Origin of the sequence: Streptomyces sp. UW30, from assembly GCF_008042075.1 — a bacterium.
Classification (GTDB): domain Bacteria; phylum Actinomycetota; class Actinomycetes; order Streptomycetales; family Streptomycetaceae; genus Streptomyces.
Window position 1 is genome coordinate 1,045,462 of the sequence record NZ_RDBN01000005.1, and the last position, 26,026, is coordinate 1,071,487.

Consider the following 26,026-nt stretch of genomic DNA (forward strand, 5'->3'; position numbering starts at 1 on the left):
GCCCAGTAGCAAGCGGAGGGACCTGCCACCGGCAACTGCCCCGAGCAGAAATGAGCAGGTGGTTGCCAAGAACGGCGCGCGGTGGCAGGCTCCGCACTTAAGGATGATCGCCACGCCCCGCGGGGCCCGCAGGAGTCGCCGCGCAGCCGTCTGCGGCCGTGTGCACCCGGGTTTGCCCGCCAATACGGGGCGTGATCGTGTTGACCGTCAAACTTTTTGGTGAGACGCTAAAAGCCCCGCGCACCTTAGCTGTTTGGCGTGGCTGAACGGCAGAACAAGTCCAGGCCTGCCAAGCAACCGCGGGTGCGAATCCCTCACGACCCACACCGCTTCGGTCGGTCACTCAGTGTGGAGGACCATCCATCATGGCAAAGGCGCTTCTCGGTTACGTCGGCGGCTCCGACCCTCGACTCCTCGCCGAGATGCGACGGCTCCAGCAGCGTGTCCAGGACCTCGAATCCGAGCTCGGACGGATTCAGGCCGAGAACGACGCGCTGACGGCTGCCGCTTCTCACGACAGGATCATGGAGAGCATCGACGCACACCAGGCGGAGCCTGCGCTCACCTGATCACTGCATCGCTCCACGACAGCACAAGCAGTGGTTGGGCGGCCTGTATCCAACCGCTAAGTAGTTGTCAGACGTCCGGCTTGCCGGACATCAGAAGTTGCAAGGGACGCTTCGGCGTCCCTTCTTTCTTGCCCCCTGTTTACTGCCCCGCGCATCCTTTCACCCTCTTTAACGTCTGGTGTGCCCTGCACGTTCACCGGTGAAACCGTGGGTTCATGGAGCGAGACTTCCCCGGGAGGTAGAGTCCACCGGCGTGCACCTCAAGGCCCTGACCCTCCGAGGGTTCAAGTCGTTCGCCTCGGCGACCACGCTCCGGTTCGAGCCGGGCATCACGTGTGTCGTCGGTCCGAACGGCTCGGGCAAGTCCAACGTCGTGGACGCGCTCAGCTGGGTCATGGGCGAGCAGGGTGCCAAGTCGCTGCGCGGCGGCAAGATGGAGGACGTCATCTTCGCCGGCACCACCGGCCGCCCGCCGCTGGGCCGCGCCGAGGTGTCGCTGACCATCGACAACTCCGACGGGGCACTGCCCATCGAGTACTCCGAGGTCACCATCACGCGGATCATGTTCCGCAACGGCGGCAGCGAGTACCAGATCAACGGCGACACGTGTCGCCTCCTCGACATCCAGGAGCTGCTCTCCGACTCCGGCATCGGCCGCGAGATGCACGTCATCGTCGGCCAGGGCCAGCTCGACTCCGTCCTGCACGCGGACCCCATGGGCCGGCGCGCCTTCATCGAGGAGGCCGCGGGCGTCCTCAAGCACCGCAAGCGCAAGGAGAAGGCGCTGCGCAAGCTGGACGCGATGCAGGCCAACCTCGCGCGCGTGCAGGACCTGACGGACGAACTGCGCAGACAGCTCAAGCCGCTCGGCCGCCAGGCGGCGGTCGCCCGCAGGGCCGCCGTCATCCAGGCGGATCTGCGCGACGCCCGGCTCCGCCTCCTCGCCGACGACCTCGTACGGCTGCGCGAGGCGCTGCAGGCCGAGGTCGCCGACGAGGCCGCGCTGAAGGAGCGCAAGGAGGCCGCCGAGCAGGATCTGAAGAAGGCGCTCCAGCGCGAGGCCCTCCTGGAGGAAGAGGTGCGCAGACTCACGCCGCGCCTCCAGCGGGCCCAGCAGACCTGGTACGAGCTGTCCCAGCTGGCCGAGCGGGTGCGCGGCACGATCTCGCTGGCCGACGCGCGGGTGAAGAGCGCGACGTCCGCGCCGCCGGAGGAGCGTCGGGGTCGCGACCCCGAGGACATGGAGCGTGAGGCCGCCCGCATCCGCGAGCAGGAGGCCGAGCTGGAGGCTGCGCTCGAAGCGGCCGAGCGGGCTCTGGAGGACACGGTCGCCCACCGCGCCGAACTGGAGCGGGAGCTCGCCCTCGAAGAGCGCCGGCTGAAGGATGTCGCCCGCGCCATCGCCGACCGGCGCGAAGGTCTGGCCCGGCTGAACGGCCAGGTCAACGCGGCCCGTTCGCGTGCCGCCGCCGCCCAGTCGGAGATAGAGCGCCTGGCAGCCGCACGGGACGAGGCCCAGGAGCGGGCCTTTTGCGCACAGGAGGAGTACGAGGCACTCAAGGCCGAGGTCGACGGCCTGGACGCCGGGGATGTGGAGCTCGCCGAGCAGCACGACGCGGCGAAGGCGCAGCTCACGCAGGCGGAGGCCGCCCTGACGGCGGCCCGCGAGGCGGCCACCGCGGCGGAGCGCAGCCGCGCCGCGACGCAGGCCCGCCGCGAGGCCCTGGCCCTCGGCCTGCGCCGCAAGGACGGCACGGGCGCGCTGCTCGGCGCGAAGGACCGCCTCACCGGTCTGCTGGGTCCGGCCGCGGAACTGCTGACCGTGTCGCCGGGCCACGAGGTGGCGCTGGCGGCTGCCTTCGGCGCCGCGGCGGACGCGATCGCGGTGACGTCACCGGCCGCGGCGGCGGAGGCGATCCGGCTGCTGCGCAAGCAGGACGGGGGACGGGCGGCGCTGCTGCTGAGCGGTACCCCCGACGGAGCGGGCCAGGAACCGAGGCCGGACGGGCCGCCGCACGCCGCCGACCTGGTCCGGGGTCCCCACGAGCTCATGCCCGCCGTACGCCGCCTCCTGCGGGGCATCGTCGTCGTCGCCACCCTCGAGGACGCCGAGGACCTCGTCTACGCCCACCCCGACCTGACCGCCGTGACCGCCGAAGGCGACCTGCTCGGGGCGCACTTCGCGCACGGCGGGTCCGCCGGGGCGCCGAGCCTGCTCGAAGTGCAGGCCTCCGTGGACGAGGCCGCGGCCGAGCTGGAAGAGCTGGCCGTGCGGTGCGAGGAGCTGAGCGAGGCTCAGCACGCGGCGGGCGAGCGGCGCAAGGAGTGTGCCGCGTTCGTCGAGGAGCTGGGGGAGCGCCGCAGGGCGGCCGACCGGGAGAAGTCCTCCGTGGCGCAGCAGCTCGGCCGGCTCGCCGGGCAGGCGCGCGGTGCCGCGGGCGAGGCCGAGCGGTCCGTCGCCGCCGCCGCGCGGTCGCAGGAGGCGCTCGACAAGGCGCTGACGGAGGTCGAGGAGCTGGCCGAGCGGCTGGCCGTCGCCGAGGAGATGCCGGTCGAGGAGGAACCCGACACCTCCGTACGGGACCGTCTCGCCGCCGACGGTGCCAACGCGCGCCAGACCGAGATGGAGGCCCGCCTCCAGGTCCGTACGCACGAGGAGCGGGTCAAGGGGCTGGCCGGACGGGCCGACTCGCTCGACCGGGCCGCCCGCGCCGAACGAGAGGCACGCGCGCGTGCCGAGCAGCGGCGGGCGCGGCTGCGCCACGAGGCGGCCGTCGCGGAAGCCGTCGCCTCCGGTGCCCGGCAACTCCTCCTGCACGTCGAGGTCTCCCTCGCCCGCGCCGACGAGGAGCGCACCGCCGCCGAGGCCGCCAAGGCGCGCCGCGAGCAGGAACTCACGGCCGCCCGGAGCGAGGGCCGCGACCTCAAGGCCGAGCTCGACAAGCTGACCGACTTCGTCCACCGCGGCGAAGTCCTCGGCGCCGAGAAGCGGATGCGGATCGAGCAGTTGGAGACCAAGGCCCTGGAGGAGCTGGGCGTGGAGCCCGCCGGGCTCGTCTCCGAGTACGGCCCCCACCAGCTCGTGCCGCCCTCCCTGGCCGCCGAGGGCGAGCAGCTCCCGGAGGACCCCGAGCATCCCCGCAACCAGCCCAAGTCCTTCGTCCGGGCCGAGCAGGAGAAGCGGCTCAAGGCCGCCGAGCGCGCCTACCAGCAGCTCGGCAAGGTCAACCCGCTCGCGCTGGAGGAGTTCGCGGCGCTGGAGGAACGGCACAAGTTCCTCAGCGAGCAGCTGGAGGACCTGAAGAAGACCCGCGCCGACCTGCTCCAGGTCGTCAAGGAGGTCGACGAGCGCGTCGAGCAGGTCTTCACGGAGGCGTACTGGGACACGGCCCGGGAGTTCGAGGGCGTCTTCAGCCGGCTGTTCCCCGGTGGCGAGGGACGGCTGATCCTGACCGATCCCGACAACATGCTCACCACTGGCGTGGACGTCGAGGCACGGCCCCCGGGCAAGAAGGTCAAGCGGCTGTCCCTGCTCTCGGGTGGTGAGCGCTCACTCACCGCGGTCGCCATGCTGGTGTCGATCTTCAAGGCCCGGCCGAGCCCGTTCTACGTCATGGACGAGGTCGAGGCCGCCCTCGACGACACCAACCTCCAGCGGCTGATCCGCATCATGCAGGAGCTGCAGGAGGCCTCGCAGCTGATCGTGATCACGCACCAGAAGCGCACGATGGAGGTCGCCGACGCGCTGTACGGCGTCTCCATGCAGGGCGACGGTGTGTCCAAGGTCATCAGCCAGAAGCTTCGCTGACGCCGGGGCCGACGATCTCGGCGGATCAGCCGGTCGGCCTTCACTTCTTCACCTTCACTTCAAGAAGTGAACACACGTCACCTGACTGCGTCTTCAAATTCACAGCAGCCCCCCTATTGACTTCGATACTTGAAGGAATAAGGTCTGCAACGTTGCTTTTAACTTCAGGTATCACTGCCTGAAACGGCTGACCCCCACCCGGCAGCGTTGCCGGTGCCTCAGGAGTACACGTGACCAGCACAGCGCAGGCGTCCACATCAGGAGCCAGGACGGCTCACCCCGAACATCTCGGGCACGTCATCTTCATCACCGCCGCGGCTGCCATGGGCGGCTTCCTGTTCGGCTACGACAGCTCCGTCATCAACGGGGCCAACGGCGGCATCCAGGCCCGGTTCGACCTCAGCTCCGGCGTCACCGGCACCGTCGCCGCCAGCGCCCTGCTCGGCAGCGCCCTCGGCGCCGCCATCGCCGGCCGCATAGCCGACCGCATCGGCCGGATCCGCGTCATGCAGATCGCGGCGGTGCTGTTCGCTGTGAGTGCCGTCGGTTCCGGACTGCCGTTCGCCGCGTGGGACCTCGCCGCCTGGCGTGTCCTCGGCGGCATCGCCATCGGTATGGCCTCGGTCATCGGCCCGGCCTACATCGCCGAGGTCGCCCCGCCCGCGTACCGTGGCCGGCTCGCCTCGTTCCAGCAGGCCGCCATCGTCATCGGTATCGCCATCTCCCAGCTGGTCAACTGGGCCCTGCTGAACATGGCCGGTGGCGAGGAGCGCGGCACGATCGCGGGCCTGGAGGCCTGGCAGTGGATGCTCGGCGTGATGCTCGTACCCGCCGTGATCTACGGCCTGCTGTCCTTCGCGATCCCCGAGTCCCCGCGCTACCTGATCAGCGTCGGCCGCTTCGCCGACGCGAAGAAGGTGCTCGCCGACGTCGAGGGCGGCGCTGATCTGGACGGCCGGGTCGCCGAGATCGAGCAGGCGATGAAGAGCGACCACAAGTCCACGTTCAAGGACCTGATGGGCGGCCGGTTCGGCCTGCTGCCGATCGTGTGGATCGGTATCGGCCTCTCCGTCTTCCAGCAGCTGGTCGGCATCAACGTCATCTTCTACTACTCGAACCTGCTGTGGCAGTCCGTGGGCGTCGACCCGTCGAGCTCGTTCTTCTACTCGTTCGAGACCTCGATCATCAACATCATCGGCACCGTGATCGCGATGATCTTCGTCGACCGCATCGGCCGCAAGCCGCTGGCCCTCATCGGCTCCATCGGTATGGGCATCTCGCTCGCGGCCGCCGCCTGGGCCTTCTCCTTCCAGAACGGCAGCGACCCGCTGCCGACCGCGCAGGGCTACGTGGCACTGATCGCCGCCAACGCCTTCGTCCTCTTCTTCGCCCTGTCCTGGGGCGTGGTCGTCTGGGTCATGCTCGGCGAGGTCTTCCCGAACAAGATCCGCGCCGCCGCCCTGGGCGTGGCCGCGTCGGCCCAGTGGATCGCCAACTGGGTCATCACGATCACCTTCCCGGACCTGTCGGAGTGGAACCTGTCGCTCACCTACGTCATGTACGCGGTGTTCGCCTTCCTCTCCATCCCGTTCATCCTCAAGTTCGTGCCCGAGACCAAGGGCAAGAAGCTGGAGGAGATGGGCTGACCGCCCCCGGACTCGGGGGGAAGGGCCAAGTCCCCGCTGCCCCTCTCCCCGTAACCCGCCGCCGCCCCGGCTCGGCCACTGCCCGAGCCGGGGCGGCGGCCTTGGTACGTCACCAGATCAGGACGCCGGCTCCGAGCTCCTGGGCGCGCAGGGCGGCCGCCTCGATGTTCTCCAGCCGCGTCTCGATCTGAAGCCTGTGCTCCGTGATCTCCCGCGGGCGCCGCGTGGTGGTGGCTATCAGCTCCAGGTTCGCCCGCAGCAGCGCGACCTCGTCCCGGAAGGCGCGCACCTCGTGCGCCTCGACGTACAGATCGTTCTCGGCGAGCACGGGCAGGAACCGGGCGCCCAACGAGCGCACCGTTGCGGAGCCCCACACCGTCTCGCGCCAGACCTCGAATCCGGCCGAGTCGTCGCACCCCTCCGGCACGTCGAGGACCCGCCACTTTCCGTCCGCCTCACGCACGAACACATCCACGCACAGACTCATGCGCCCAGTGCACCACTCCGGTACCCGACCGGGCCAGGTCAGCCCTCCATCGCCGGTAGCACTCGCTCGCAGAACAGCCGCAGGCTCCGCCACCCCTCCTCCACCGGCATCCCGCCCGACAAGGGGTGCAGCACGTAGTTGTCGAACCCCAGCGCCACACACTCCTCGGGCGTCACGATCCGGTACACGCCCTCGGCACGCAGTTCCTCCACCGTCGTGGCCGCCGACTTCACCGCCGAACGGATGTCGCCGGACTGCCAGGAGGCGTAGGTGCGGGCCTCGTGCAGGAAGTGCCGGCCGTGCTCGGCCCAGGTCCGGTCGGGGTCCTCGGCGATGTGCAGCAGGGGGGTCTCGGCGGCCGGCATCATGGTCCAGCCCTCGGTGCCGTACTCGACCAGCCGCTCCTTGTAGTACGCCTCCAGCTCCGGCAGATGCGCGCTGGGGAAGAACGGCAGGCCGAGCCGGGCGGCCCGGCGGGCGGCGGCCTTCGAGGAGCCGCCGACCAGGAGCAGGGGGTGCGGGTCGGTGAACGGGCGCGGGGTGACCCGTACCGTACGGCCCCGGTACTCGAAGGGCTCACCCGTCCACGCCTTCAGCAGCGTCTCCAGCAGCTCGTCCTGGAGCCTGCCGCGCCGCTTCCACTCGACGTCGAACAGGGCGTACTCCTCGGGCCGGTACCCGATCCCGGCGACCGTCACGAGACGCCCGCCGCTCAGCAGGTCCAGAACGGCGATCTCCTCGGCGAGCCGCAGCGGGTCGTGCAGCGGCCCGATGATCGCCGAGACGGTGACCGCGAGGCGCCGCGTAGCGCCGAAGACGGCCGCCGCGAAGGCGAACGGCGACGGCAGCCAGTTGTTGTCGGCGCCGTGGTGCTCCTCCGTCTGAACTGTGGTGATGCCGTGCTCGTCGGCGTACGCGGCCATCTCCAGGGCCGCCCGGTAGCGGGCGGCGAGCGAGGCGGGGGTCGCGTCGGGCTCGACGAGGTTGAAACGTACGACCGTGACGGGCATGGGGGTCCCCCTTCACCGGGCGGGTGTGAAGGCGGACGTTAGCTGACGGTGTGTCAGACATCCAGAGGGGTGTCGCCGCACTCCATGGCCGATACTGGACGGGTTATGGAAATCGTCATCCTTGCTGTAGTCATCGCCGTGGTCGTGCTCGGCGCGCTCGGCGGGCTCATCGTCGGCAGTCGCCGTAAGAAGCAGCTGCCCCCGCCGCCGCCCGCCGCCCCCGACATCACCGCCCCTCCGGCCGAGCCGCACGTCGGCGACGAGGCCGAGACACCGCGCGACGAACCGCGCCGGACCATAGAGGAGGTGGATCTTCCCGACGGCTCGACCGGGGTCGCCGTCGAGGAACCGCCCGTCGTCGAAGAGCTCCCGCCGACCGAGATCGAGGTTCCGGAGCCCACTGCCGGCCGCCTGATCCGTCTGCGTGCCCGGCTCTCCCGCTCGCAGACCGCCCTCGGCAAGGGGCTGCTCACGCTGCTGTCGCGCGAGCACCTCGACGAGGACACCTGGGAGGAGATCGAGGACACCCTGCTCACCGCCGACGTCGGCGTCGCGCCCACCCAGGAACTCGTCGACGGCCTGCGCGAGCGCGTCAAGGTCCTCGGCACCCGCACCCCCGAGGAGCTGCGCGGCCTGCTGCGCGAGGAGCTCCTCAAGCTGGTCGGCACCGACATGGACCGCGTGGTCAAGACCGAGCCCGAGGCCAGCAAGCCCGGCATCGTGATGGTCGTCGGCGTCAACGGCACCGGCAAGACCACCACCACCGGCAAGCTCGCCCGGGTCCTCGTGGCCGACGGCCGCAGCGTGGTCCTGGGCGCCGCCGACACCTTCCGTGCCGCCGCCGCCGACCAGCTCCAGACCTGGGGTGAGCGCGTCGGCGCCTACACCGTGCGCGGGCCGGAGGGCGGCGACCCCGCCTCCGTCGCGTTCGACGCGGTGAAGGAGGGCAAGGAGATGGGCTCCGACGTCGTCCTCATCGACACCGCCGGGCGCCTGCACACCAAGACCGGCCTCATGGACGAGCTCGGCAAGGTCAAGCGGGTCGTCGAGAAGCACGCGCCGCTGGACGAGGTGCTGCTGGTGCTGGACGCCACCACGGGGCAGAACGGCCTGGTGCAGGCCCGCGTCTTCGCCGAGGTCGTCGACATCACCGGCATCGTGCTCACCAAGCTGGACGGCACGGCCAAGGGCGGCATCGTCGTCGCGGTGCAGCGCGAGCTGGGCGTCCCGGTGAAGCTGATCGGGCTGGGGGAGGGCGCCGACGATCTGGCGCCGTTCGAGCCGGAGGCGTTCGTTGACGCCCTTATCGGAGAGTGACCCCACCTGCCGAATTTGGTATGTGCTCGAAGAAGCGCCCGCCTCCCAAGGTGCAGTTGGGAGTCGGGCGCTTCGCTGTGTACGTCTAGGTGTATGTCTATGCGCGCGACCTGTGGGCCACATAGGCCAGCGTCCCCAGCAGCAGCCGGGCCGCCGGTGGCTTCGTCGCCGTGTCCAGCGCCGGCGGGCGCAGCCAGCGTGCCGGACCCTGGCCGCCCCGGTCGGACGGCGGGGCCGTGAGGTGCGTGCCGGGGCCGAGGCCGCGCAGGTCGAGGTGGGTCGGGTCGTCCCAGCCCATGCGGTAGAGGATCTCGGGGAGCTCGGCGGCGGCGCCGGGGGCGACGAAGAAGTGGGCGCGGCCGTCGGGGGTGGCGGTGACCGGGCCGAGGGGCAGGCCCATGCGTTCGAGCCGGGTCAGCGCGCGGCGTCCGGCGGGCTCGGCCACCTCGATCACGTCGAACGCCCGCCCGACCGGCAGCATCACCGCGGCGCCCGGGAACTCCGACCAGGTCTTGGTGACCTCGTCGAGCGTGGCCCCCGCCGGGATCTGGGGCGCGAAGTCCAGGGGGTGCGCGCCGGGCGCGTCACAGTCCGAGCGGCCGCACGAACAGGCGCCCGCGGCGGCGCGTGCGCCGGGCACCGCGTCCCAGCCCCACAGTCCGGTGAACTCGGCGACGGCGGTGCACTCCGAGGAGCGGCCGCGTCGCCGCGAGCCGGATCGCATCTCCCGGATGCCGCCGATCGTGAAGCCCATGCCCCCTCCAACGGTCCAGTGCGCCGGTGGTTACGACGCGATAGCGGAACGTGACCCTGTGTGTTCCTCGGCGGCCGGGTACCCCTTGGCGTCGCTCGGTCCACGCGGCGCTTGGAAGTGCTCCGGGTTGTGGGCCGGGCAACACGCGCCCCTGAGTGCTTCGCTCCGCCCACTTCCGGCCGTCCTATGTCAAGTGAATCGCGTGGAGGCGACCGTGAGTTCATTCGAAGGGGTGGCGAATGGTGGCGATTCAGGGATCGCCATGGCTGGAGCAGTGATCGTAGGATTACCGTGAGTGCACGAAGCTTCGGGGCACATGCGCTCGTGGGTATGCCGGGGGCAAGTCGGCTTTCCGTTCGAAGGGTGAGAACCGCCGGACGGCCGACCGTATTTACCGGCATTCTGATAGGGCTTGGCGCACTCGGTGACAAGTGGTCCAAGGGATGGGGGCGTTCCAGTGAGCGGCAACAGCGGAAGCGGTACGAGTGCCGGTGGCGCATCGCACGCTGACAAGCGCCCGAACGAGCTTCTCACGTCCTGGTTCGTGCGCAGCGGCTGGTCGAAGGGCGAACTCGCCCGCCAAGTGAACCGCCGGGCCCGCCAGTTGGGCGCCAACCACATCTCCACCGACACCTCCCGCGTGCGCCGCTGGCTGGACGGCGAGAACCCCCGCGAGCCGATCCCCAGGATCCTGTCCGAGCTGTTCTCCGAGCGGTTCGGCTGCGTCGTCTCCGTCGAGGACCTCGGCCTGCGTGCCGCCCGCCAGTCACCCTCCGTGTCCGGCGTCGACCTGCCCTGGACGGCCCCGCAGACGGTGGCCCTGCTCAGCGAGTTCTCGCGCAGCGACCTGATGCTGGCGCGGCGCGGCTTCCTCGGGAGCTCGCTGGCCCTGTCCGCGGGCCCGGCGCTCATCGAGCCGATGCAGCGCTGGCTGGTCCCCGCGCCGCCCGCCCCGTACCAGGAGACCCGGCCCGTCCCGTCCTCACGCGCGCGTGGCCGGCTGTCCAAGCCCGAGCTGGACCTGCTGGAGTCCACCACCGTGATGTTCCGGCAGTGGGACGCCCAGTGCGGCGGCGGCCTGCGCCGCAAGGCGGTCGTGGGCCAGCTGCACGAGGTGACGGACCTGCTCCAGGAGCCCCAGCCCGAATCCACGACCCGCAAGCTGTTCAAGGTCGCCGCCGAGCTGGCGGAGCTGGCCGGCTGGATGTCGTACGACGTCGGGCTCCAGCCCACCGCGCAGAAGTACTTCGTCCTCGCGCTGCACGCCGCCAAGGAGGCCGGCGACAGGCCGCTCGGCTCGTACGTCCTGTCCAGCATGAGCCGCCAGATGATCCACCTCGGCCGGCCCGACGACGCGCTGGAGCTGATCCATCTCGCGCAGTACGGCAGCCGGGACTGCGCGAGCCCGCGCACCCAGTCGATGCTGTATGCGATGGAGGCTCGCGCGTACGCCAACATGGGCCAGCCCGGCAAGTGCAAGCGGGCGGTCCGGATGGCCGAGGACACCTTCTCCGAGGCCGAGGACTGGGACGACCCGGACCCCGACTGGATCCGCTTCTTCTCCGAGGCCGAGCTGTACGGCGAGAACTCCCACTCCTTCCGCGACCTCGCCTATGTCGCCGGCCGCAGCCCGACGTACGCCTCGCTGGCCGAGCCGCTGATGCAGCAGGCCGTGGATCTGTTCGCGAAGGACGGCGAGCACCAGCGGTCGTATGCGCTGAACCTCATCGGGGTGGCCACGGTCCATCTGCTGCGGCGCGAGCCCGAGCAGAGCGCGGCCTGTGCCGAGCAGGCCATGCTCGTCGCCAAGAAGGTGCGCTCCGAGCGCGTCAACACTCGTATTCGAAAGACGGTCGACACGGCCGTCCGCGACTTCGGGGATCTCGCCGAGGTCGTGGACCTGACGGACAAGCTCGCCGTCGAGCTCCCGGAGACCGCGGAGGCGGTCTGACGCCGCGGGCGAATCCCGCGGAAACCCCAGAACCCCGGCCGCGGCCGGCCCTCCCGAACTGCCCGACTCGGCTCCCCCATGCCAGGTCATCGGAAGGCCGACCGCGGCCGGTCCTTTTCTTCCTTCAGTGAAGGTTGCGCCACGATAACGATCCGGCAGCCGCACATCCGGCAGTTCATCGAGGCGTAACACGCAGGGCGCCTTCGTCACGGTGGCGAAACAACGAGGGGCTTCGACCGAAACGGCGCTGCGCCAATCTCATGGCGCATAACCGGCCCACCCCTCATTCCGCTCAGGCTTCGCCCGCACGGGGCCGTACCAATGACGAGGAGACGCCGATGGCATCAGCCGCCATCACGCTTGCGGCGGACGCACCCACGCTGTCGTCCGCCAACACAGGCTTCATGCTTATCTGTTCCGCCCTGGTCCTGCTCATGACCCCGGGCCTTGCCTTCTTCTACGGAGGCATGGTCCGCGTCAAGAGCACGCTGAACATGCTCATGATGAGCTTCATCAGCATAGGGATCGTCACCATCCTGTGGGTGCTGTACGGCTTCTCCCTGGCCTTCGGTACGGACTCCGGCAGCCTCATCGGCTGGAACTCCGACTGGGTCGGCCTCAGCAATATCGGCCTGACGGAGCTGTGGGACGGCTACACCATCCCGATCTTCGTATTCATGGTCTTCCAGCTGATGTTCGCGATCATCACGCCCGCCCTGATCAGCGGTGCCCTGGCCGACCGTGTGAAGTTCACGGCGTGGGCGCTGTTCGTCGCGCTGTGGGTCACCGTCGTCTACTTCCCGGTCGCGCACTGGGTCTGGGGCTCCGGCGGCTGGGCCTTCGAGCTCGGCGTGATCGACTTCGCCGGTGGTACGGCGGTCCACATCAACGCGGGTGCCGCGGCGCTCGGCGTGATCCTCGTCATCGGCAAGCGCGTCGGCTTCAAGAAGGACCCGATGCGTCCGCACAGCCTCCCGCTGGTCATGCTCGGCGCCGGTCTGCTGTGGTTCGGCTGGTTCGGCTTCAACGCCGGCTCCTGGCTCGGCAACGACGACGGCGTGGGCGCGCTGATGTTCGTCAACACGCAGGTCGCCACCGCCGCCGCCATGCTGGCCTGGCTCATCTACGAGAAGATCCGGCACGGCGCGTTCACCACGCTGGGTGCCGCCTCCGGCGCGGTCGCCGGTCTGGTCGCCATCACTCCGTCCGGCGGCGCGGTCTCCCCGCTCGGTGCGATCGCCGTCGGTGCCATCGCCGGTCTGCTGTGCGCCATGGCCGTCGGCCTGAAGTACAAGCTCGGCTACGACGACTCGCTCGATGTCGTCGGCGTCCACCTGGTCGGCGGTGTCGTCGGCTCCCTGCTGATCGGCTTCTTCGCCAGCGGCAAGGGCCAGTCCGAGGTCAAGGGCCTCTTCTACGGCGGCGGCCTCGACCAGTTCTGGAAGCAGTGCGCCGGTGTCTTCGCCGTCCTGGCCTACTCGCTGGTCGTCTCCGCGCTCCTCGCCTTCATCCTCGACAAGACCATCGGAATGCGGGTCTCCGAGGACGACGAGGTCGCCGGCATCGACCAGGCCGAGCACGCCGAGACCGCATACGACTTCAGTGGCGCCGGTGGCGGCGCCGCCCGGACCGCCGCCCCGGCTCCGGCCGCCGCGGCCGCGAGCAAGAAGGTGGACGCATGAAGCTCATCACCGCAGTCGTCAAGCCCCACCGGCTCGACGAGATCAAGGAAGCCCTCCAGGCCTTCGGAGTACACGGTCTGACGGTCACCGAGGCGAGCGGCTACGGTCGTCAGCGGGGCCACACCGAGGTCTACCGCGGTGCCGAGTACACCGTCGACCTGGTCCCGAAGATCCGCATCGAGGTCCTGGCCGAGGACGACGACGCCGAGCAGCTGATCGACGTCATCGTCAAGGCCGCCCGCACCGGCAAGATCGGTGACGGCAAGGTCTGGTCCCTGCCGGTCGAGACGGCCGTACGGGTCCGGACCGGCGAGCGCGGACCCGACGCGCTCTGACAGAAGAAGAACAGGAGCTGCTGGGTGTCGAGTACGGACGTGCGTAACGAAGCAGAGGACTCGGGACCCAGCGGCTACGCGGCGGCCCGGCTGCGTCTCCTCACCGAGGGGGCGCGGTCCGGGCCGCCGCGCCGTGCCGCCCTCGCGGAGCTGACCGACGAGTGGCTGACCGGCCTGTTCGCGGCCGGCGCCGAGGGGATGCGGGGCGTCTCCCTGGTCGCCGTGGGCGGATACGGCCGCGGCGAGCTGTCCCCGCGCAGCGACCTCGATCTGCTCCTGCTGCACGACGGCGGCGACAGCAAGGCGGTGGCCGCGCTGGCCGACCGCATCTGGTACCCCGTCTGGGACCTCGGTCTCGCCCTCGACCACTCCGTGCGCACGCCCGCCGAGGCCCGCAAGACCGCCGGCGAGGACCTCAAGGTCCAGCTGGGCCTGCTGGACGCCCGGCACATCGCGGGCGACCTGGGACTTACGGCCGCACTGCGCACGTCGGTGCTCGCCGACTGGCGCAACCAGGCGCCCAAGCGGCTGCCCGAACTCCAGGAGCTGTCCGTCGAACGCGCCGAGCGCCAGGGCGAGTTGCAGTACCTGCTGGAGCCCGACCTGAAGGAGGCGCGCGGCGGCCTGCGGGACGCCACCATCCTGCGCGCCGTGGCCGCGTCCTGGCTCGCCGACGCCCCGCGTGAGGGCCTGGACGACGCCCGGCGCCGGCTGCTCGACGTACGCGACGCCCTGCACCTGTCCACCGGACGGGCGACCGACCGGCTGGCGCTCCAGGAGCAGGACCAGGTCGCCGCCGAGCTCGGGCTCCTCGACGCCGACACGCTGCTGCGGCAGGTGTACGAGGCAGCGCGCGTCATCTCGTACGCCAGTGATGTCACCTGGCGTGAAGTGGGGCGTGTGCTGCGGGCGCGCGCCGTGCGGCCACGTCTGCGCGCCATGCTGGGCGGCGCGAAGCCGACCGCAGAGCGCTCCCCGCTCGCCGAGGGCGTCGTGGAGCAGGACGGCGAGGTGGTGCTCGCCCGCGCCGCGCGTCCCGACCGTGACTCCGTACTGCCCCTGCGCGCCGCGGCCGCCGCCGCGCAGGCGGGACTTCCGCTCTCCCTGCACGCCGTACGGCGCATGGCGGCCGGCGCACGGCCGCTGCCCACCCCCTGGCCCGCCGAGGCGCGCGAACAGCTCGTGACCCTGCTGGGCTCCGGGCGGCCGACGGTCGAGGTGTGGGAGGCGCTGGAGGCCGAAGGGCTGATCACTCACTTCCTGCCCGACTGGGAGCGGGTGCGCTGCCGCCCGCAGCGCAACGCCGTGCACATCTGGACCGTCGACCGGCACCTCATCGAGACGGCCGTCCGCGCCTCCGAGTTCACCCGCCGGGTCCACCGCCCGGACCTCCTGCTGGTCGCCGCGCTGCTGCACGACATCGGCAAGGGCTGGCCCGGCGACCACTCGGTGGCCGGCGAGATCATCGTCAAGGACGTGGCCGCGCGCATCGGCTTCGACCGCGACGACGTGGCCGTGCTCTCCACCCTCGTACGCCATCACCTGCTGCTCGTCGACACGGCCACCCGGCGCGACCTGGAGGACCCGGCCACCGTGCGCTCGGTCGCCGAGGCGGTCGGCTCGCAGGGCACCCTGGAGCTGCTGCACGCCCTGACCGAGGCGGACGCGCTGGCCACCGGCCCGGCGGCGTGGTCGTCCTGGCGCGGGTCACTCGTCGCCGACCTGGTGAAACGGGTCGGTGCCGTGCTCGCCGGGGACGACCCGGACGAGCCCGAGGCCGCCGCGCCCACCGCCGAGCAGGAGCGCCTCGCCATCGAGGCGATCGCCACCGGCAGCCCCGTACTGTCGCTGCGCGCCCAGACCGAGCCGCCGACCGTGGAACAGCCCTCGGGCGACCCGGAGCCGCTCGGCGTGGAGCTTCTCATCGCCGTCCCCGACCAGCCGGGTGTGCTGCCCGCGGTGGCCGGCGTCCTGGCGATGCACCGCCTGACCGTGCGCACCGCGGAACTGCGCGCCCTGGACCTGCCGGACGGCGTCGAGGGCTCCGTCCTGCTGCTGAACTGGCGGGTCGCCGCCGAGTACGGCTCCCTGCCGCAGGCCGCCCGGTTGCGAGCCGACCTGGTCCGGGCGCTGGACGGCTCCCTGGACATCGCGGGCCGTCTCGCCGAGCGGGACGCGGCCTATCCGCGTCGCCGGGGCGTCGTGGCACCGCCGCCGAGGGTGACGGTCCATCCGGCCGCCTCCCGGCTGGCCACGGTCATCGAGGTCCGGGCCCAGGACGCACCGGGGCTGCTGTTCCGGATCGGCCGGGCGTTGGAGGACGCGAGTGTGCGGGTGCGCAGCGCGCATGTCAGTACACCGGGCGCCAACGCCGTCGACGCGTTCTATGTCACAGGGCCCGGGGGAGCGCCGCTGCCCGGCGAGGAGGCGGCAGCCGTGGCACGCAAGCTGGAGGAGACGTTGCGGGGCTGAACGGGGGATCCCAGCAAACCGCGCCGCCGGGATACCCTGGAGGGCGATTGCCAGCCGCCACCGACCCCGAGGACCGCGAGCGCCGTGTTCGATACTCTTTCCGATCGCCTCTCAGCGACTTTCAAGAACCTGCGCGGCAAGGGACGGCTCTCCGAGGCGGACATCGACGCGACAGCGCGCGAGATCCGCATCGCGCTTCTCGAAGCGGACGTGGCACTGCCCGTCGTCCGCACGTTCATCAAGAACGTCAAGGAGCGCGCGCTCGGCGTAGAGGTCTCCAAGGCGCTGAACCCGGCCCAGCAGGTCCTGAAGATCGTCAACGACGAGCTCGTGACGATCCTCGGTGGCGAAACCCGCCGCCTGCGCTTCGCCAAGCAGCCGCCGACCGTGATCATGCTGGCCGGTCTGCAGGGTGCCGGTAAGACCACCCTCGCGGGCAAGCTCGGCCACTGGCTGAAGGAGCAGGGCCACTCGCCGCTGCTCGTCGCCTGTGACCTCCAGCGCCCGAACGCCGTGAACCAGCTCAGCGTCGTCGCCGAGCGCGCCGGCGTCGCGGTCTACGCGCCCGAGCCGGGCAACGGCGTGGGCGACCCGGTCAAGGTCGCCAAGGACTCCATCGAGCACGCCAAGGCCAAGGTCCACGACATCGTGATCGTGGACACCGCCGGCCGCCTGGGCATCGACCAGGAGATGATGAAGCAGGCCGCGGACATCCGTGACGCGGTCTCGCCGGACGAGATCCTGTTCGTCGTCGACGCGATGATCGGTCAGGACGCGGTCAACACCGCCGAGGCCTTCCGCGACGGCGTCGGCTTCGACGGCGTGGTGCTCTCCAAGCTCGACGGTGACGCCCGCGGTGGTGCCGCCCTGTCGATCCGGCAGATCACCGGCAAGCCGATCATGTTCGCGTCGAACGGCGAGAAGCTCGACGAGTTCGACGCCTTCCACCCGGACCGGATGGCCTCCCGCATCCTCGACATGGGTGACCTGCTCACCCTGATCGAGCAGGCGGAGAAGACCTTCGACCAGGCCGAAGCCCAGAAGATGGCCGAGAAGCTGGCCTCCAAGAAGGGCCAGGACTTCACCCTCGACGACTTCCTGGCCCAGATGGAGCAGGTCAGGAAGATGGGCTCCATCTCCAAGCTGCTCGGCATGCTCCCGGGCATGGGCCAGATCAAGGACCAGATCAACAACCTCGACGAGCGCGACGTCGACCGCACCGCCGCGATCATCAAGTCGATGACGCCGGGCGAGCGCCAGGAGCCGACGATCATCAACGGCTCGCGCCGCGCCCGTATCGCGAAGGGTTCCGGCGTCGAGGTCAGCGCGGTCAAGAACCTCGTCGAGCGGTTCTTCGAGGCGCGCAAGATGATGTCCCGCATGGCCCAGGGCGGCGGCATGCCCGGTATGCCGGGGATGCCGGGCATGGGTGGCGGTCCGGGCCGCACCAAGAAGCAACCGAAGAAGGCCAAGGGCAAGCAGCGCTCCGGCAACCCGATGAAGCGCAAGCAGCAGGAGCAGGACGAGGCCGCCCGCCGCGCCGCCGCCGCTCAGGCCGGAGGCGCCCTCGGGCTGCCGGGTCAGCAGGCCGCGCAGGACTTCGAGCTGCCGGACGAGTTCAAGAAGTTCATGGGCTGACGGTTCTCCGGACGGTTCTGTCGTACGACCGTCTCGTCCCGTACGTCACAGAGGGCGCCCCTCGCCAAGGGGGGCGCCCTCTGCGCGTGCCATGGCCCGCTGTCTGCCGTAACGTCCAGATATGAGCAATGCCGCGCCACCGCGCAAGGCCCCTGACCAGCCGTGGCGCACCGAGGGCACCCCGGACGAGCCGCCCAGGAAGTCCGGTGGCCGACGCCTACGCGGTCGCTGGTGGAGCCTGCTCCTCACCGCCGTGATCGTGTTCCTGCTGGCGTACATCGGACTGACCTACCTCGACCAGGGCAACGAGCCGACGATCTCCTACACCGAGTTCAGCAGGCAGGTCGACGAGGGCAACGTCTCCAAGATCTACTCCAAGGGCGACGCCATCCAGGGCGAGCTCAAGAGCGCCAGGGACAAGCCCGACGGCGACGGCGACTACACCAAGTTCAAGACGCAGCGCCCCGCCTTCGCGGACGACGAGCTCTGGCAGGAGCTGCGCAGTCACGACGTCACGGTGACCGCGGAGCCGGTCGTCAAGCAGCGCGGTCTCCTCGTCAATCTGCTGATCTCGCTGGCACCGCTCGTGATCATCGTCGCGGTCTGGATCTTCGTCGCCCGGCGGTTCGCCGGGGGCCGCGGCGGCGCGGGCGGCATGTTCGGGCGCAAGGCGCCGCCCAAGCCGGTCGAGCTGCTGCCGGGCAAGGACCGTACGACGTTCGCCGATGTGGCCGGCATCGACGAGGTCAAGGGCGAACTGGACGACGTCGTCGACTTCCTGGAGCACCCCGACGCCTACCGCAGGATGGGCGCCAAGATGCCGCGCGGCGTACTGCTCGCGGGCTCACCCGGCACCGGCAAGACCCTGTTGGCGCGTGCGGTCGCGGGCGAGGCGGGCGTGCCGTTCTTCTCCGCCTCGGCGTCCGAGTTCATCGAGATGATCGTCGGTGTCGGCGCCTCCCGCGTCCGTGAGCTGTTCGCCGAGGCCCGCAAGGTGGCGCCGTCGATCATCTTCATCGACGAGATCGACACCATCGGACGGGTGCGCAGCGGGGGCGCGTCGGTGAGCGGTCACGACGAGCGCGAGCAGACCCTGAACCAGATCCTCACCGAGATGGACGGCTTCTCCGGCTCGGAGGGCGTGATCGTCATCGCGGCGACGAACCGCGCCGACATCCTGGACCCGGCACTGACCCGGCCCGGCCGCTTCGACCGGGTCGTCAACGTCTCCCCGCCGGACCGCCGCGGACGCGAGGCGATCCTGCGGATCCACACCCGCGACATCCCGCTCGCCGAGGACGTGGACCTGATCCAGCTCGCCCGCAAGACCCCGGGCATGACAGGCGCGGATCTGGCCAATCTCGCCAACGAGGGGGCGCTGCTGGCGGTCAAGAGGGGCCAGGAACAGGTGAGCGCCGCGGACCTCTCCGAGGCCCTGGAGAAGGTGCAGCTGGGCGCCGAACGCACCCTCGTGATGCCCGAGGAGGACCGCCGCCGCACCGCGTTCCACGAGAGCGGGCACGCCCTCCTCGGCATGCTGCAGCCGGGCGCCGACCCCGTCCGCAAGATCACCATCGTGCCGCGCGGCCGGGCACTCGGCGTGACGATGTCGACCCCCGAGGTGGAGCGGTACGCGCACTCGGAGGAGTACCTGCGCGGCCGGATCATCGGGGCGCTGGGCGGTATGGCGGCCGAGGACGTGGTCTACGGGGTCGTCACCACCGGAGCGGAGAACGACCTCGAACAGGTCACCAACATCGCGCGCGGGATGGTGGCCCGCTGGGGCATGAGTGAGCGCGTCGGCCGGCTGTCCGCCCTGCCGAGCGACGCCCAGCAGGCGTACGGACTCTCCGCCGCCCCGCAGACCCTCGACGTCATCGACTCCGAGATGCGCCGGATCGTCGACGCCTGCTACGAGGAGGCCTGCCGCAAACTCCGCGACCACCGCGGGAAGCTGGACGCGCTGGCGGAGGCCCTGCTGGAGAACGAGACCCTGGAGGAGGTGGACGCCTACCGGATCGCGGGGATCACAAGGCTGGCCAAGGACACGGAGGCTTAGGGGACCCGCGCGATCAGGTACCGGAACACGTTCGGCATCCACACCGTGCCGTCCTGCCGCTGGTGCGGGTGCAGTGCCTCGGTCAACTCCTTGTCGACCTGGGCCTGGTCGGTCGCGGAGACCGCCGCGTCGAACAACCCCGTCGACAGCAGGCCCCGTACGGCACTGTCGACGTCCGCGTACCCGAAGGGGCAGGCCACCCGCCCGGAACCGTCGGGCCTGAGGCCCGCACGCTGGGCGACCTCCTCCAGGTCGTCACGCAGGGCCGGACGCCAACTGCCCGTGCTGCGCAGGGGATCGGCCAGCTTGGTGGCGACGCGCAGCACCGACGACGTGGCGCAGCGCTCCGGCGGACCCCAGCCGGCGAGCACCACCGGCGCCCCCCGCTCGGCGAGCGCAGTGACGGCCGCGAGCGTCTCACCGAGGCCCTCCGAGTCACCCGCGAGGCACCCGATGGGCTCGAACGCGGTCACCAGCGTGTACGCGGGTGTCCGTGCGTCGGACGCGTCCCCGGGCGAGCCCTCGACGAGCCGGGTCTCGGCACGCGCGCGTGTGCCCCACGCCTCGGGCAGCAGCCGCTGCCGGGCGAGCCTCAGCCGTTCGGGGGAGTCGGACTCGACGCCGGTGACGGCCGCGCCTCTGGACGCCGCCATCAAAAGGGCGAGTCCGCTGCCGCAGCCGAGGCCCAGCAGCCGGGTGCCCGGGCCCACCTCCAGTCGCTCGTAGACGGCCTCGTAGAGCGGAACCAGCATCCGCTCCTGGATCTCGGACCAGTCACGCGCGCGTGCACACAGGTCCACACGGGGCGTCGCGCCCGCGTGAGGTGGGTGCTGCCGCACGAGCGTAGGTGTCATGTAAAGCGCCCCATTCCGACGAGAGTTGTCACTGTGCCCGATGTCGTAGCGCCCTGTGACGAGGCGCTCACGCTCCCCCGTATGCCAGGAAACTCCGCACCCGACGTCGCGTCCAGGGGTCTCGGGGCCCGGCTTGTGGGTTCTCTGCGTCCGTGGCGGAAATTCACATTCCGGCAACATGGGCCCGTACCATCTGGCCATGGCAAAGGCACTCGTTCTTACGCCACGGGCACATGACTTCCCGCGCTGGTACCAGGACCTGATCAACAAGGCCGAGCTCGCCGACAACGGTCCGGTGCGCGGCACGATGGTGATCCGGCCGTACGGGTACGCGCTGTGGGAGCGGATGCAGGCCGAGATGGACGCCCGCATCAAGCAGGCCGGTGCCGCTAACGCCTACTTCCCGCTCTTCATCCCCCAGTCGTATCTGACGCGGGAGGCCGAGCACGTCGAGGGCTTCGCCCCCGAACTCGCCGTCGTCACGCACGGCGGCGGCAAGGAGCTGGAGGAGCCCGTCGTCGTCCGGCCCACCTCCGAGACGATCATCAACGACTACTTCGCCAAGTGGGTGCAGAGCTACCGCGACCTGCCGCTGCTGATCAACCAGTGGGCGAACGTGGTGCGTTGGGAGATGCGCCCGCGCGTGTTCCTCCGCACGACCGAATTCCTCTGGCAGGAGGGCCACACCGCGCACGCCACCTACGAGGACGCCCGGGACTACGCCGCGCACATCCACAAGGAGGTGTACGCCGACTTCATGGTCGACGTCCTCGGCATCGACGTCGTCCTGGGCCGCAAGACCGCCAGTGAGCGCTTCGCCGGGGCCGTCAACACCCTCACCCTCGAAGCGATGATGGGCGACGGCAAGGCCCTCCAGATGGGCACGAGCCATGAGCTCGGCCAGAACTTCGCCAAGGCCTTCCACACCCGCTACCTGTCGAAGGAGGGCCGAGAGGAGTACGTCTGGCAGACCTCCTGGGGCTCCTCCACCCGCATGGTCGGCGGCCTGATCATGGCGCACGGCGACGACGACGGACTACGCGTGCCGCCGCGGCTCGCGCCGATCCAGGCCGTCGTCCTGGCGATCAAGGGGGACGAGCCGGTTCTGGCCAAGGTCCGCGAGATCGGCGCCCGGCTGGCCGCGGCGGGCATCCGCGTCCAGGTCGACGACCGCACGGACACGCCGTTCGGGCGCCGCGCGGTCGACTGGGAACTCAAGGGCGTGCCCGTACGGATCGAGGTAGGGCCCCGTGACCTGGACAACGGCACGGCGATGCTGGCCCGCCGGATCCCGGGAGGCAAGGAACCGGTCCCGCTCGACGCACTGACCGGGCTGCTCCCCACGATCCTCGACGAGGACCAGGCGCTGCTGCTGCGTCAGTCCCGCGAGCGCCGCGAATCCCGTACGTCGGACGTGTCGACGGTCGAGGAAGCGCTCGAGGCGGCGGCCGCCGGCGGCTGGGCACGCGTCCCGTGGGCCACGCTCGGCGAAGAAGGCGAGGCCAGGCTGGCCGAGCAGGCCGTGACCGTACGGTGTCTGGTCGCCGAGGACGGGTCGGTGCCGGACGCCGACGACGCACCCGGTAACGTCGCCGTCGTCGCGCGCGCTTATTGAGATGACGCCTGTGTGGAACGAGAGCGACCGAAACGCCTCTTGCGCATCCGCGGACCACAGCCACACCGGCGCGTGGACAGGGCGTACGTGCCGGGGCGTACGTCAGACTACGCACCGGCTTGGTATGAGCTGTGAGGCTTCTCCGCAGATCAGCGCACCCGCCCTCGTCCGGGCGCATCATTCGCAACTGACGGGTACGTGCAAATTATTTGGGATGGCCCGGAATCGGAACACAGCGGCACTCCGGCTCGTTGTCATTACGTGAGCACGACACAGACACCACCTGTTCTCGCCGCAGAACTGGCGCAGGCGTGGGCCGATATTCAGCGGTACCACCCCGAGCTGCCGGATCTCGCCGCGCCAGAGTCCCTGATCGGGGAGTCGTCGTCCGCCTGCGGTCACGAGCTCTCCTTCGAGCGACTGCTTCATGAGGCAGTCCATGGCGTCGCCGCCTCGCGCGGCGTCCGCGACACCTCCCGGGCCGGCCGCTACCACAACCGCAGATTCCTCGCGATCGCCGAGGAGCTGGGCCTCGACCACCCCGAGGAGCCGCACCCGAGCAGCGGCTTCTCCCTGGTCACGCTCAACCCCGAAGCCAAGCGCCGGTACCGCCCGACCATCGAACGCCTCCAGCGCGCCCTGAAGGCCCACACCGCGGCGACCTCCGCCGACACGAGCCGGACCTTCCGTGGCCCGGCCGCCCGCCACGGCTCGTCCGGCGGCGGCGTCCGGGTCAAGGCGGTCTGCGACTGCGGCCGCAACGTCCGCGTCGTCCCCTCGGTCCTGGCCCAGGCCCCGATCGTGTGCGGCGGCTGCGGCAAGCCGTTCCGGATCCCGGAGGTCGTGGGAGCGGCGTAGCGGCGTCCCGTCGGACACCGGCATCTCGTGGCTGCCGGTTCGGCACGTGGCGTCGATGGCGAGGGTGCCGTCGCGGACTCGTATGTGAGACGGCACCCCGTCGCGCCGGGGCGCGCAACCCGCCGAGGGCACCCTTCGCGCCGGGTGCCCCTCAGTGATGCCCAGGCGCAGTTGCCGTACCCCTCGGCCAAGAGTGACCCGCAGGGTGTGGCACAATGGCTAGCTGTACTCGACAGCCGCACAGGAACCCTCTCGCCTCCGGCTGACGCGTCCATCGGGCACTCGGGTACCGCAACCCCACGCGGCAGTCTCGCCGTGCCCAACCACGTCAAAACCAGGAGAACCCACTCCCGTGGCAGTCAAGATCAAGCTGAAGCGTCTGGGCAAGATCCGTTCGCCTCACTACCGCATCGTCGTCGCCGACTCCCGCACCCGCCGTGACGGCCGTGCGATCGAGGAGATCGGCAAGTACCACCCGACCTACAACCCGTCGGTCATGGAGGTGGACGCCGAGCGCGTGGCGTACTGGCTGGGTGTCGGCGCGCAGCCGACCGAGCCCGTCCTCGCCATTCTGAAGAAGACCGGCGACTGGCAGAAGTTCAAGGGCGAGCCCGCCCCGGCTCCGCTGCTGGTTGCCGAGCCGAAGAAGGCGCGCCCGTCGTTCGAGGCCCTCAGCGGCGAGGACGAGGGCAAGGGTGAGGCGATCACCCAGAAGAAGAAGGCGGAGAAGAAGGACGAGGCTGCGGCCGAGTCCGAGTCGGCCGAGGCCTGAGCATGCTCGAGGAGGCTCTCGAGCACCTCGTGAAGGGCATCGTCGACAACCCTGACGATGTGCAGGTCGCATCCCGCAACCTGCGCCGCGGACGCGTGCTCGAGGTCCGGGTCCATCCCGACGACCTCGGCAAGGTGATCGGTCGCAACGGCCGCACCGCACGCGCTCTGCGCACCGTCGTGGGCGCCATCGGCGGCCGCGGTGTCCGCGTCGACCTCGTCGACGTGGACCACGTCCGCTGACGCCGAACACACAGCACCGGCTCGGGCCGGGGAGGGCCACTGGGCCGTCCCCGGCCCGTAGTCGTCCGACAGGAGAGCAAGCACAGTGCAGCTGGTAGTCGCACGGATCGGCCGCGCCCACGGCATCAAGGGCGAGGTCACCGTCGAGGTACGTACGGACGAGCCGGAACTCAGGCTCGGCCCGGGCGCCGTCCTCCTCACGGACCCCGCCGCCACGGGCCCCCTCACCATCGAGACCGGGCGCGTCCACAGCGGACGCCTTCTCCTGCGCTTCGAGGGTGTGAAGGACCGCACCGGCGCCGAGGCCCTCCGCAACACCCTCCTCATCGCCGAGGTCGATCCGGAGGAGCTGCCGGAGGAGGAGGACGAGTACTACGACCACCAGCTCATGGACCTCGACGTGGTGACGAAGGACGGAGTCGAGGTCGGCCGCATCACCGAGATCTCGCACCTGCCCTCGCAGGACCTCTTCATCGTGGAGCGGCCCGACGGGAGCGAGGTGATGATCCCCTTCGTCGAGGCGATCGTCACCGAGATCGACCTGGAGCAGCAGCGCGCGGTCATCACGCCGCCCCCGGGTCTGATCGACGACCGCGCGGAGATCGCCTCGGCGCGCGACGCGGAGGACGAGAGCTGATGAGGCTCGACGTCGTCACGATCTTCCCCGAGTACCTGGAGCCCCTGAACGTCTCCCTGGTCGGCAAGGCACGCGCGCGTGGGCAGCTGAACGTCCAGGTGCACGACCTGCGCGGCTGGACGTACGACCGCCACAACACGGTCGACGACACCCCGTACGGCGGCGGCCCCGGCATGGTCATGAAGACCGACCCCTGGGGCGAGGCGCTGGACTCCGTCCTGGCCGACGGCTACGAGAGCGGCTCCGGCGCGCCCACCCTGATCGTCCCCACCCCCAGCGGCCGCCCCTTCACCCAGGAACTCGCCGTCGAACTGTCCGAGCGGCCCTGGCTGATCTTCACGCCGGCCCGCTACGAGGGCATCGACCGCCGCGTCATCGACGAGTACGCCACCCGGATGCCCGTCCACGAGGTGTCCATCGGCGACTACGTCCTCGCCGGCGGGGAGGCGGCCGTACTGGTYATCACCGAGGCCGTGGCCCGCCTGCTGCCCGGCGTCCTGGGCAACGCCGAGTCCCACCGGGACGACTCCTTCGCGCCCGGCGCGATGGCGAGCCTCCTGGAGGGCCCCGTCTACACCAAGCCGCCCGAGTGGCGCGGCCGGGACATCCCGGAGGTGCTGGTCAGCGGTCATCACGGCAAGATCGCCCGGTGGCGCCGCGACGAGGCCCTGCGGCGTACGACGGCCAACCGGCCCGACCTCATCGAGCGCTGCGACCCCAAGGCCTTCGACAAGAAGGACCGCGAGATGCTCTCCATCCTGGGCTGGATGCCCGACCCGGAGGGGGAGCGGTTCGGCCGATTTTGGCGCAGGACCGAGGGCATGGAAGAATAGGCCGCTGTTGTGCGCCGTCCGGCGTGCGCCCMTGCCACAGGGGGACACGACGCCCGCCCCGACGCGGACAGCATCCTCACGAACACCTACCTCCCGCCTCTGACCTGTGGCATGGGCGAAGAAAGCAGACGAAATGTCTCACCTGCTCGACATCGTCGACTCCGCGTCGCTGCGCAGCGACGTCCCGGCCTTCCGTCCCGGCGACACGGTCAACGTCCACGTCCGCGTCATCGAGGGCAACCGCTCCCGTGTGCAGCAGTTCAAGGGCGTTGTGATCCGTCGCCAGGGTGCCGGCGTGCGCGAGACCTTCACGGTCCGCAAGGTCTCCTTCTCCGTCGGCGTCGAGCGCACCTTCCCGGTGCACACTCCGATCGTCGAGAAGATCGAGCTCGTCACCAAGGGTGACGTTCGCCGCGCCAAGCTGTACTACCTGCGCGAGCTGCGCGGCAAGGCGGCGAAGATCAAGGAGAAGCGCGAGAACTGAGCG

21 protein-coding genes are annotated in these 26,026 nt (G+C 70.4%); 17 read left to right on the forward strand and 4 right to left on the reverse strand.

Annotated elements, in window-relative coordinates; translation table 11 throughout:
* Positions 1–365 precede the first annotated feature (365 nt).
* The 3 genes from EAO75_RS06500 to EAO75_RS06510 all read left to right on the forward strand — a co-directional run bounded on the left by EAO75_RS06500 (position 366) and on the right by EAO75_RS06510 (position 6,023).
* On the forward strand, positions 366–569 hold the full coding sequence (locus tag EAO75_RS06500) for a hypothetical protein (RefSeq protein ID WP_030048901.1): 204 nt from the start codon (positions 366–368) through the stop codon (positions 567–569).
* A gap of 253 nt (positions 570–822) precedes the next feature.
* A complete protein-coding gene (gene smc, locus EAO75_RS06505) occupies positions 823–4,377 on the forward strand; it encodes a chromosome segregation protein SMC (protein ID WP_147994002.1) in 3,555 nt (1,184 codons plus the stop codon).
* A gap of 230 nt (positions 4,378–4,607) precedes the next feature.
* Positions 4,608–6,023, forward strand: a complete 1,416-nt coding sequence (locus EAO75_RS06510) for a sugar porter family MFS transporter (RefSeq protein WP_147994003.1) — start codon at positions 4,608–4,610, stop codon at positions 6,021–6,023.
* A 109-nt stretch (positions 6,024–6,132) separates the two neighbouring features.
* Here the strand turns inward: EAO75_RS06510 and EAO75_RS06515 are convergent, their stop codons facing one another.
* Both EAO75_RS06515 and EAO75_RS06520 read right to left on the reverse strand, forming a co-directional pair.
* The gene (locus EAO75_RS06515; protein WP_147994004.1) at positions 6,133–6,510 is read right to left on the reverse strand and encodes a hypothetical protein; all 378 of its coding nucleotides are present in this window, start codon (positions 6,508–6,510) and stop codon (positions 6,133–6,135) included.
* A gap of 38 nt (positions 6,511–6,548) precedes the next feature.
* A complete protein-coding gene (locus EAO75_RS06520; protein WP_147994005.1) occupies positions 6,549–7,520 on the reverse strand; it encodes an LLM class flavin-dependent oxidoreductase in 972 nt (323 codons plus the stop codon).
* Positions 7,521–7,625: 105 nt separating this feature from the next.
* Here EAO75_RS06520 and ftsY point away from each other — a divergent pair, with 105 nt between their 5' ends.
* Positions 7,626–8,837, forward strand: a complete 1,212-nt coding sequence (gene ftsY, locus EAO75_RS06525) for a signal recognition particle-docking protein FtsY (RefSeq protein WP_147994006.1) — start codon at positions 7,626–7,628, stop codon at positions 8,835–8,837.
* Positions 8,838–8,934: 97 nt separating this feature from the next.
* On the opposite strand, the gene EAO75_RS06530 is transcribed toward ftsY, so the two are convergent.
* Positions 8,935–9,591: a bifunctional DNA primase/polymerase gene (locus EAO75_RS06530; protein ID WP_147994007.1), complete on the reverse strand. Its 657-nt coding sequence runs from the start codon at positions 9,589–9,591 to the stop codon at positions 8,935–8,937.
* Between the two features lie 457 nt (positions 9,592–10,048).
* On the opposite strand from EAO75_RS06530, the gene EAO75_RS06535 reads away from it, so the two are divergent.
* The 6 genes from EAO75_RS06535 to ftsH all read left to right on the forward strand — a co-directional run bounded on the left by EAO75_RS06535 (position 10,049) and on the right by ftsH (position 19,728).
* Positions 10,049–11,542 (forward strand): hypothetical protein, encoded by a 1,494-nt coding sequence (locus tag EAO75_RS06535; RefSeq protein ID WP_147994008.1) that lies wholly within the window; start codon positions 10,049–10,051, stop codon positions 11,540–11,542.
* Between the two features lie 338 nt (positions 11,543–11,880).
* Complete coding sequence (locus EAO75_RS06540; RefSeq protein ID WP_147994009.1) at positions 11,881–13,224, forward strand: ammonium transporter; 1,344 nt, start codon at positions 11,881–11,883, stop codon at positions 13,222–13,224.
* Positions 13,221–13,559: a P-II family nitrogen regulator gene (locus EAO75_RS06545; RefSeq protein WP_003997576.1), complete on the forward strand. Its 339-nt coding sequence runs from the start codon at positions 13,221–13,223 to the stop codon at positions 13,557–13,559. The genes EAO75_RS06540 and EAO75_RS06545 overlap by 4 nt, the downstream gene beginning before the upstream one ends.
* Positions 13,560–13,583: 24 nt before the next feature.
* Positions 13,584–16,031, forward strand: coding sequence for a [protein-PII] uridylyltransferase (locus EAO75_RS06550; RefSeq protein WP_147994010.1), 2,448 nt, complete (start codon positions 13,584–13,586; stop codon positions 16,029–16,031).
* Between the two features lie 84 nt (positions 16,032–16,115).
* The gene (gene ffh, locus EAO75_RS06555) at positions 16,116–17,669 is read left to right on the forward strand and encodes a signal recognition particle protein (RefSeq protein WP_147994011.1); all 1,554 of its coding nucleotides are present in this window, start codon (positions 16,116–16,118) and stop codon (positions 17,667–17,669) included.
* 121 nt (positions 17,670–17,790) lie between these two features.
* Positions 17,791–19,728 (forward strand): ATP-dependent zinc metalloprotease FtsH, encoded by a 1,938-nt coding sequence (gene ftsH / locus EAO75_RS06560; RefSeq protein ID WP_147994012.1) that lies wholly within the window; start codon positions 17,791–17,793, stop codon positions 19,726–19,728.
* On the opposite strand, the gene EAO75_RS06565 is transcribed toward ftsH, so the two are convergent.
* Positions 19,725–20,582, reverse strand: coding sequence for a class I SAM-dependent methyltransferase (locus EAO75_RS06565; protein ID WP_147994013.1), 858 nt, complete (start codon positions 20,580–20,582; stop codon positions 19,725–19,727). The genes ftsH and EAO75_RS06565 overlap by 4 nt on opposite strands.
* Positions 20,583–20,781: 199 nt before the next feature.
* On the opposite strand from EAO75_RS06565, the gene proS reads away from it, so the two are divergent.
* The 7 genes from proS to rplS all read left to right on the forward strand — a co-directional run bounded on the left by proS (position 20,782) and on the right by rplS (position 26,023).
* Positions 20,782–22,197, forward strand: a complete 1,416-nt coding sequence (gene proS, locus EAO75_RS06570; protein WP_147994014.1) for a proline--tRNA ligase — start codon at positions 20,782–20,784, stop codon at positions 22,195–22,197.
* A 261-nt stretch (positions 22,198–22,458) separates the two neighbouring features.
* Entirely contained in the window at positions 22,459–23,055 is a 597-nt protein-coding gene (locus EAO75_RS06575) for a hypothetical protein (RefSeq protein WP_147994015.1), read from the forward strand.
* A gap of 352 nt (positions 23,056–23,407) precedes the next feature.
* Positions 23,408–23,827: a 30S ribosomal protein S16 gene (rpsP, locus tag EAO75_RS06580; protein ID WP_147994016.1), complete on the forward strand. Its 420-nt coding sequence runs from the start codon at positions 23,408–23,410 to the stop codon at positions 23,825–23,827.
* Between the two features lie 2 nt (positions 23,828–23,829).
* The gene (locus tag EAO75_RS06585; protein WP_003973401.1) at positions 23,830–24,069 is read left to right on the forward strand and encodes an RNA-binding protein; all 240 of its coding nucleotides are present in this window, start codon (positions 23,830–23,832) and stop codon (positions 24,067–24,069) included.
* An 85-nt stretch (positions 24,070–24,154) separates the two neighbouring features.
* Positions 24,155–24,706 carry a ribosome maturation factor RimM gene (rimM, locus tag EAO75_RS06590; RefSeq protein ID WP_147994017.1) on the forward strand — a complete coding sequence of 184 codons (552 nt, stop codon included), beginning with the start codon at positions 24,155–24,157 and terminating at the stop codon, positions 24,704–24,706.
* Entirely contained in the window at positions 24,706–25,539 is an 834-nt protein-coding gene (gene trmD / locus EAO75_RS06595; RefSeq protein ID WP_147994018.1) for a tRNA (guanosine(37)-N1)-methyltransferase TrmD, read from the forward strand. Before rimM ends, trmD begins: the two co-directional genes overlap by 1 nt.
* 133 nt (positions 25,540–25,672) lie before the next feature.
* Complete coding sequence (gene rplS / locus EAO75_RS06600; protein WP_147994019.1) at positions 25,673–26,023, forward strand: 50S ribosomal protein L19; 351 nt, start codon at positions 25,673–25,675, stop codon at positions 26,021–26,023.
* The last annotated feature ends 3 nt before the right edge of the window (positions 26,024–26,026 follow it).

Excerpts from the sequence above, each read along its gene's own strand:
- EAO75_RS06515 (WP_147994004.1), bottom strand. The coding sequence starts at position 6,510 with ATGAGTCTGTGCGTGGATGTGTTCGTGCGTGAGGCGGACGGAAAGTGG.
- EAO75_RS06530 (WP_147994007.1), bottom strand. The coding sequence starts at position 9,591 with ATGGGCTTCACGATCGGCGGCATCCGGGAGATGCGATCCGGCTCGCGG.
- ftsY (WP_147994006.1), top strand. The coding sequence starts at position 7,626 with ATGGAAATCGTCATCCTTGCTGTAGTCATCGCCGTGGTCGTGCTCGGC.
- rplS (WP_147994019.1), top strand. The coding sequence starts at position 25,673 with ATGTCTCACCTGCTCGACATCGTCGACTCCGCGTCGCTGCGCAGCGAC.
- EAO75_RS06545 (WP_003997576.1), top strand. The coding sequence starts at position 13,221 with ATGAAGCTCATCACCGCAGTCGTCAAGCCCCACCGGCTCGACGAGATC.
- EAO75_RS06565 (WP_147994013.1), bottom strand. The coding sequence starts at position 20,582 with ATGACACCTACGCTCGTGCGGCAGCACCCACCTCACGCGGGCGCGACG.
- ftsH (WP_147994012.1), top strand. The coding sequence starts at position 17,791 with ATGAGCAATGCCGCGCCACCGCGCAAGGCCCCTGACCAGCCGTGGCGC.
- EAO75_RS06540 (WP_147994009.1), top strand. The coding sequence starts at position 11,881 with ATGGCATCAGCCGCCATCACGCTTGCGGCGGACGCACCCACGCTGTCG.
- EAO75_RS06520 (WP_147994005.1), bottom strand. The coding sequence starts at position 7,520 with ATGCCCGTCACGGTCGTACGTTTCAACCTCGTCGAGCCCGACGCGACC.
- EAO75_RS06585 (WP_003973401.1), top strand. The coding sequence starts at position 23,830 with ATGCTCGAGGAGGCTCTCGAGCACCTCGTGAAGGGCATCGTCGACAAC.
- EAO75_RS06500 (WP_030048901.1), top strand. The coding sequence starts at position 366 with ATGGCAAAGGCGCTTCTCGGTTACGTCGGCGGCTCCGACCCTCGACTC.
- proS (WP_147994014.1), top strand. The coding sequence starts at position 20,782 with ATGGCAAAGGCACTCGTTCTTACGCCACGGGCACATGACTTCCCGCGC.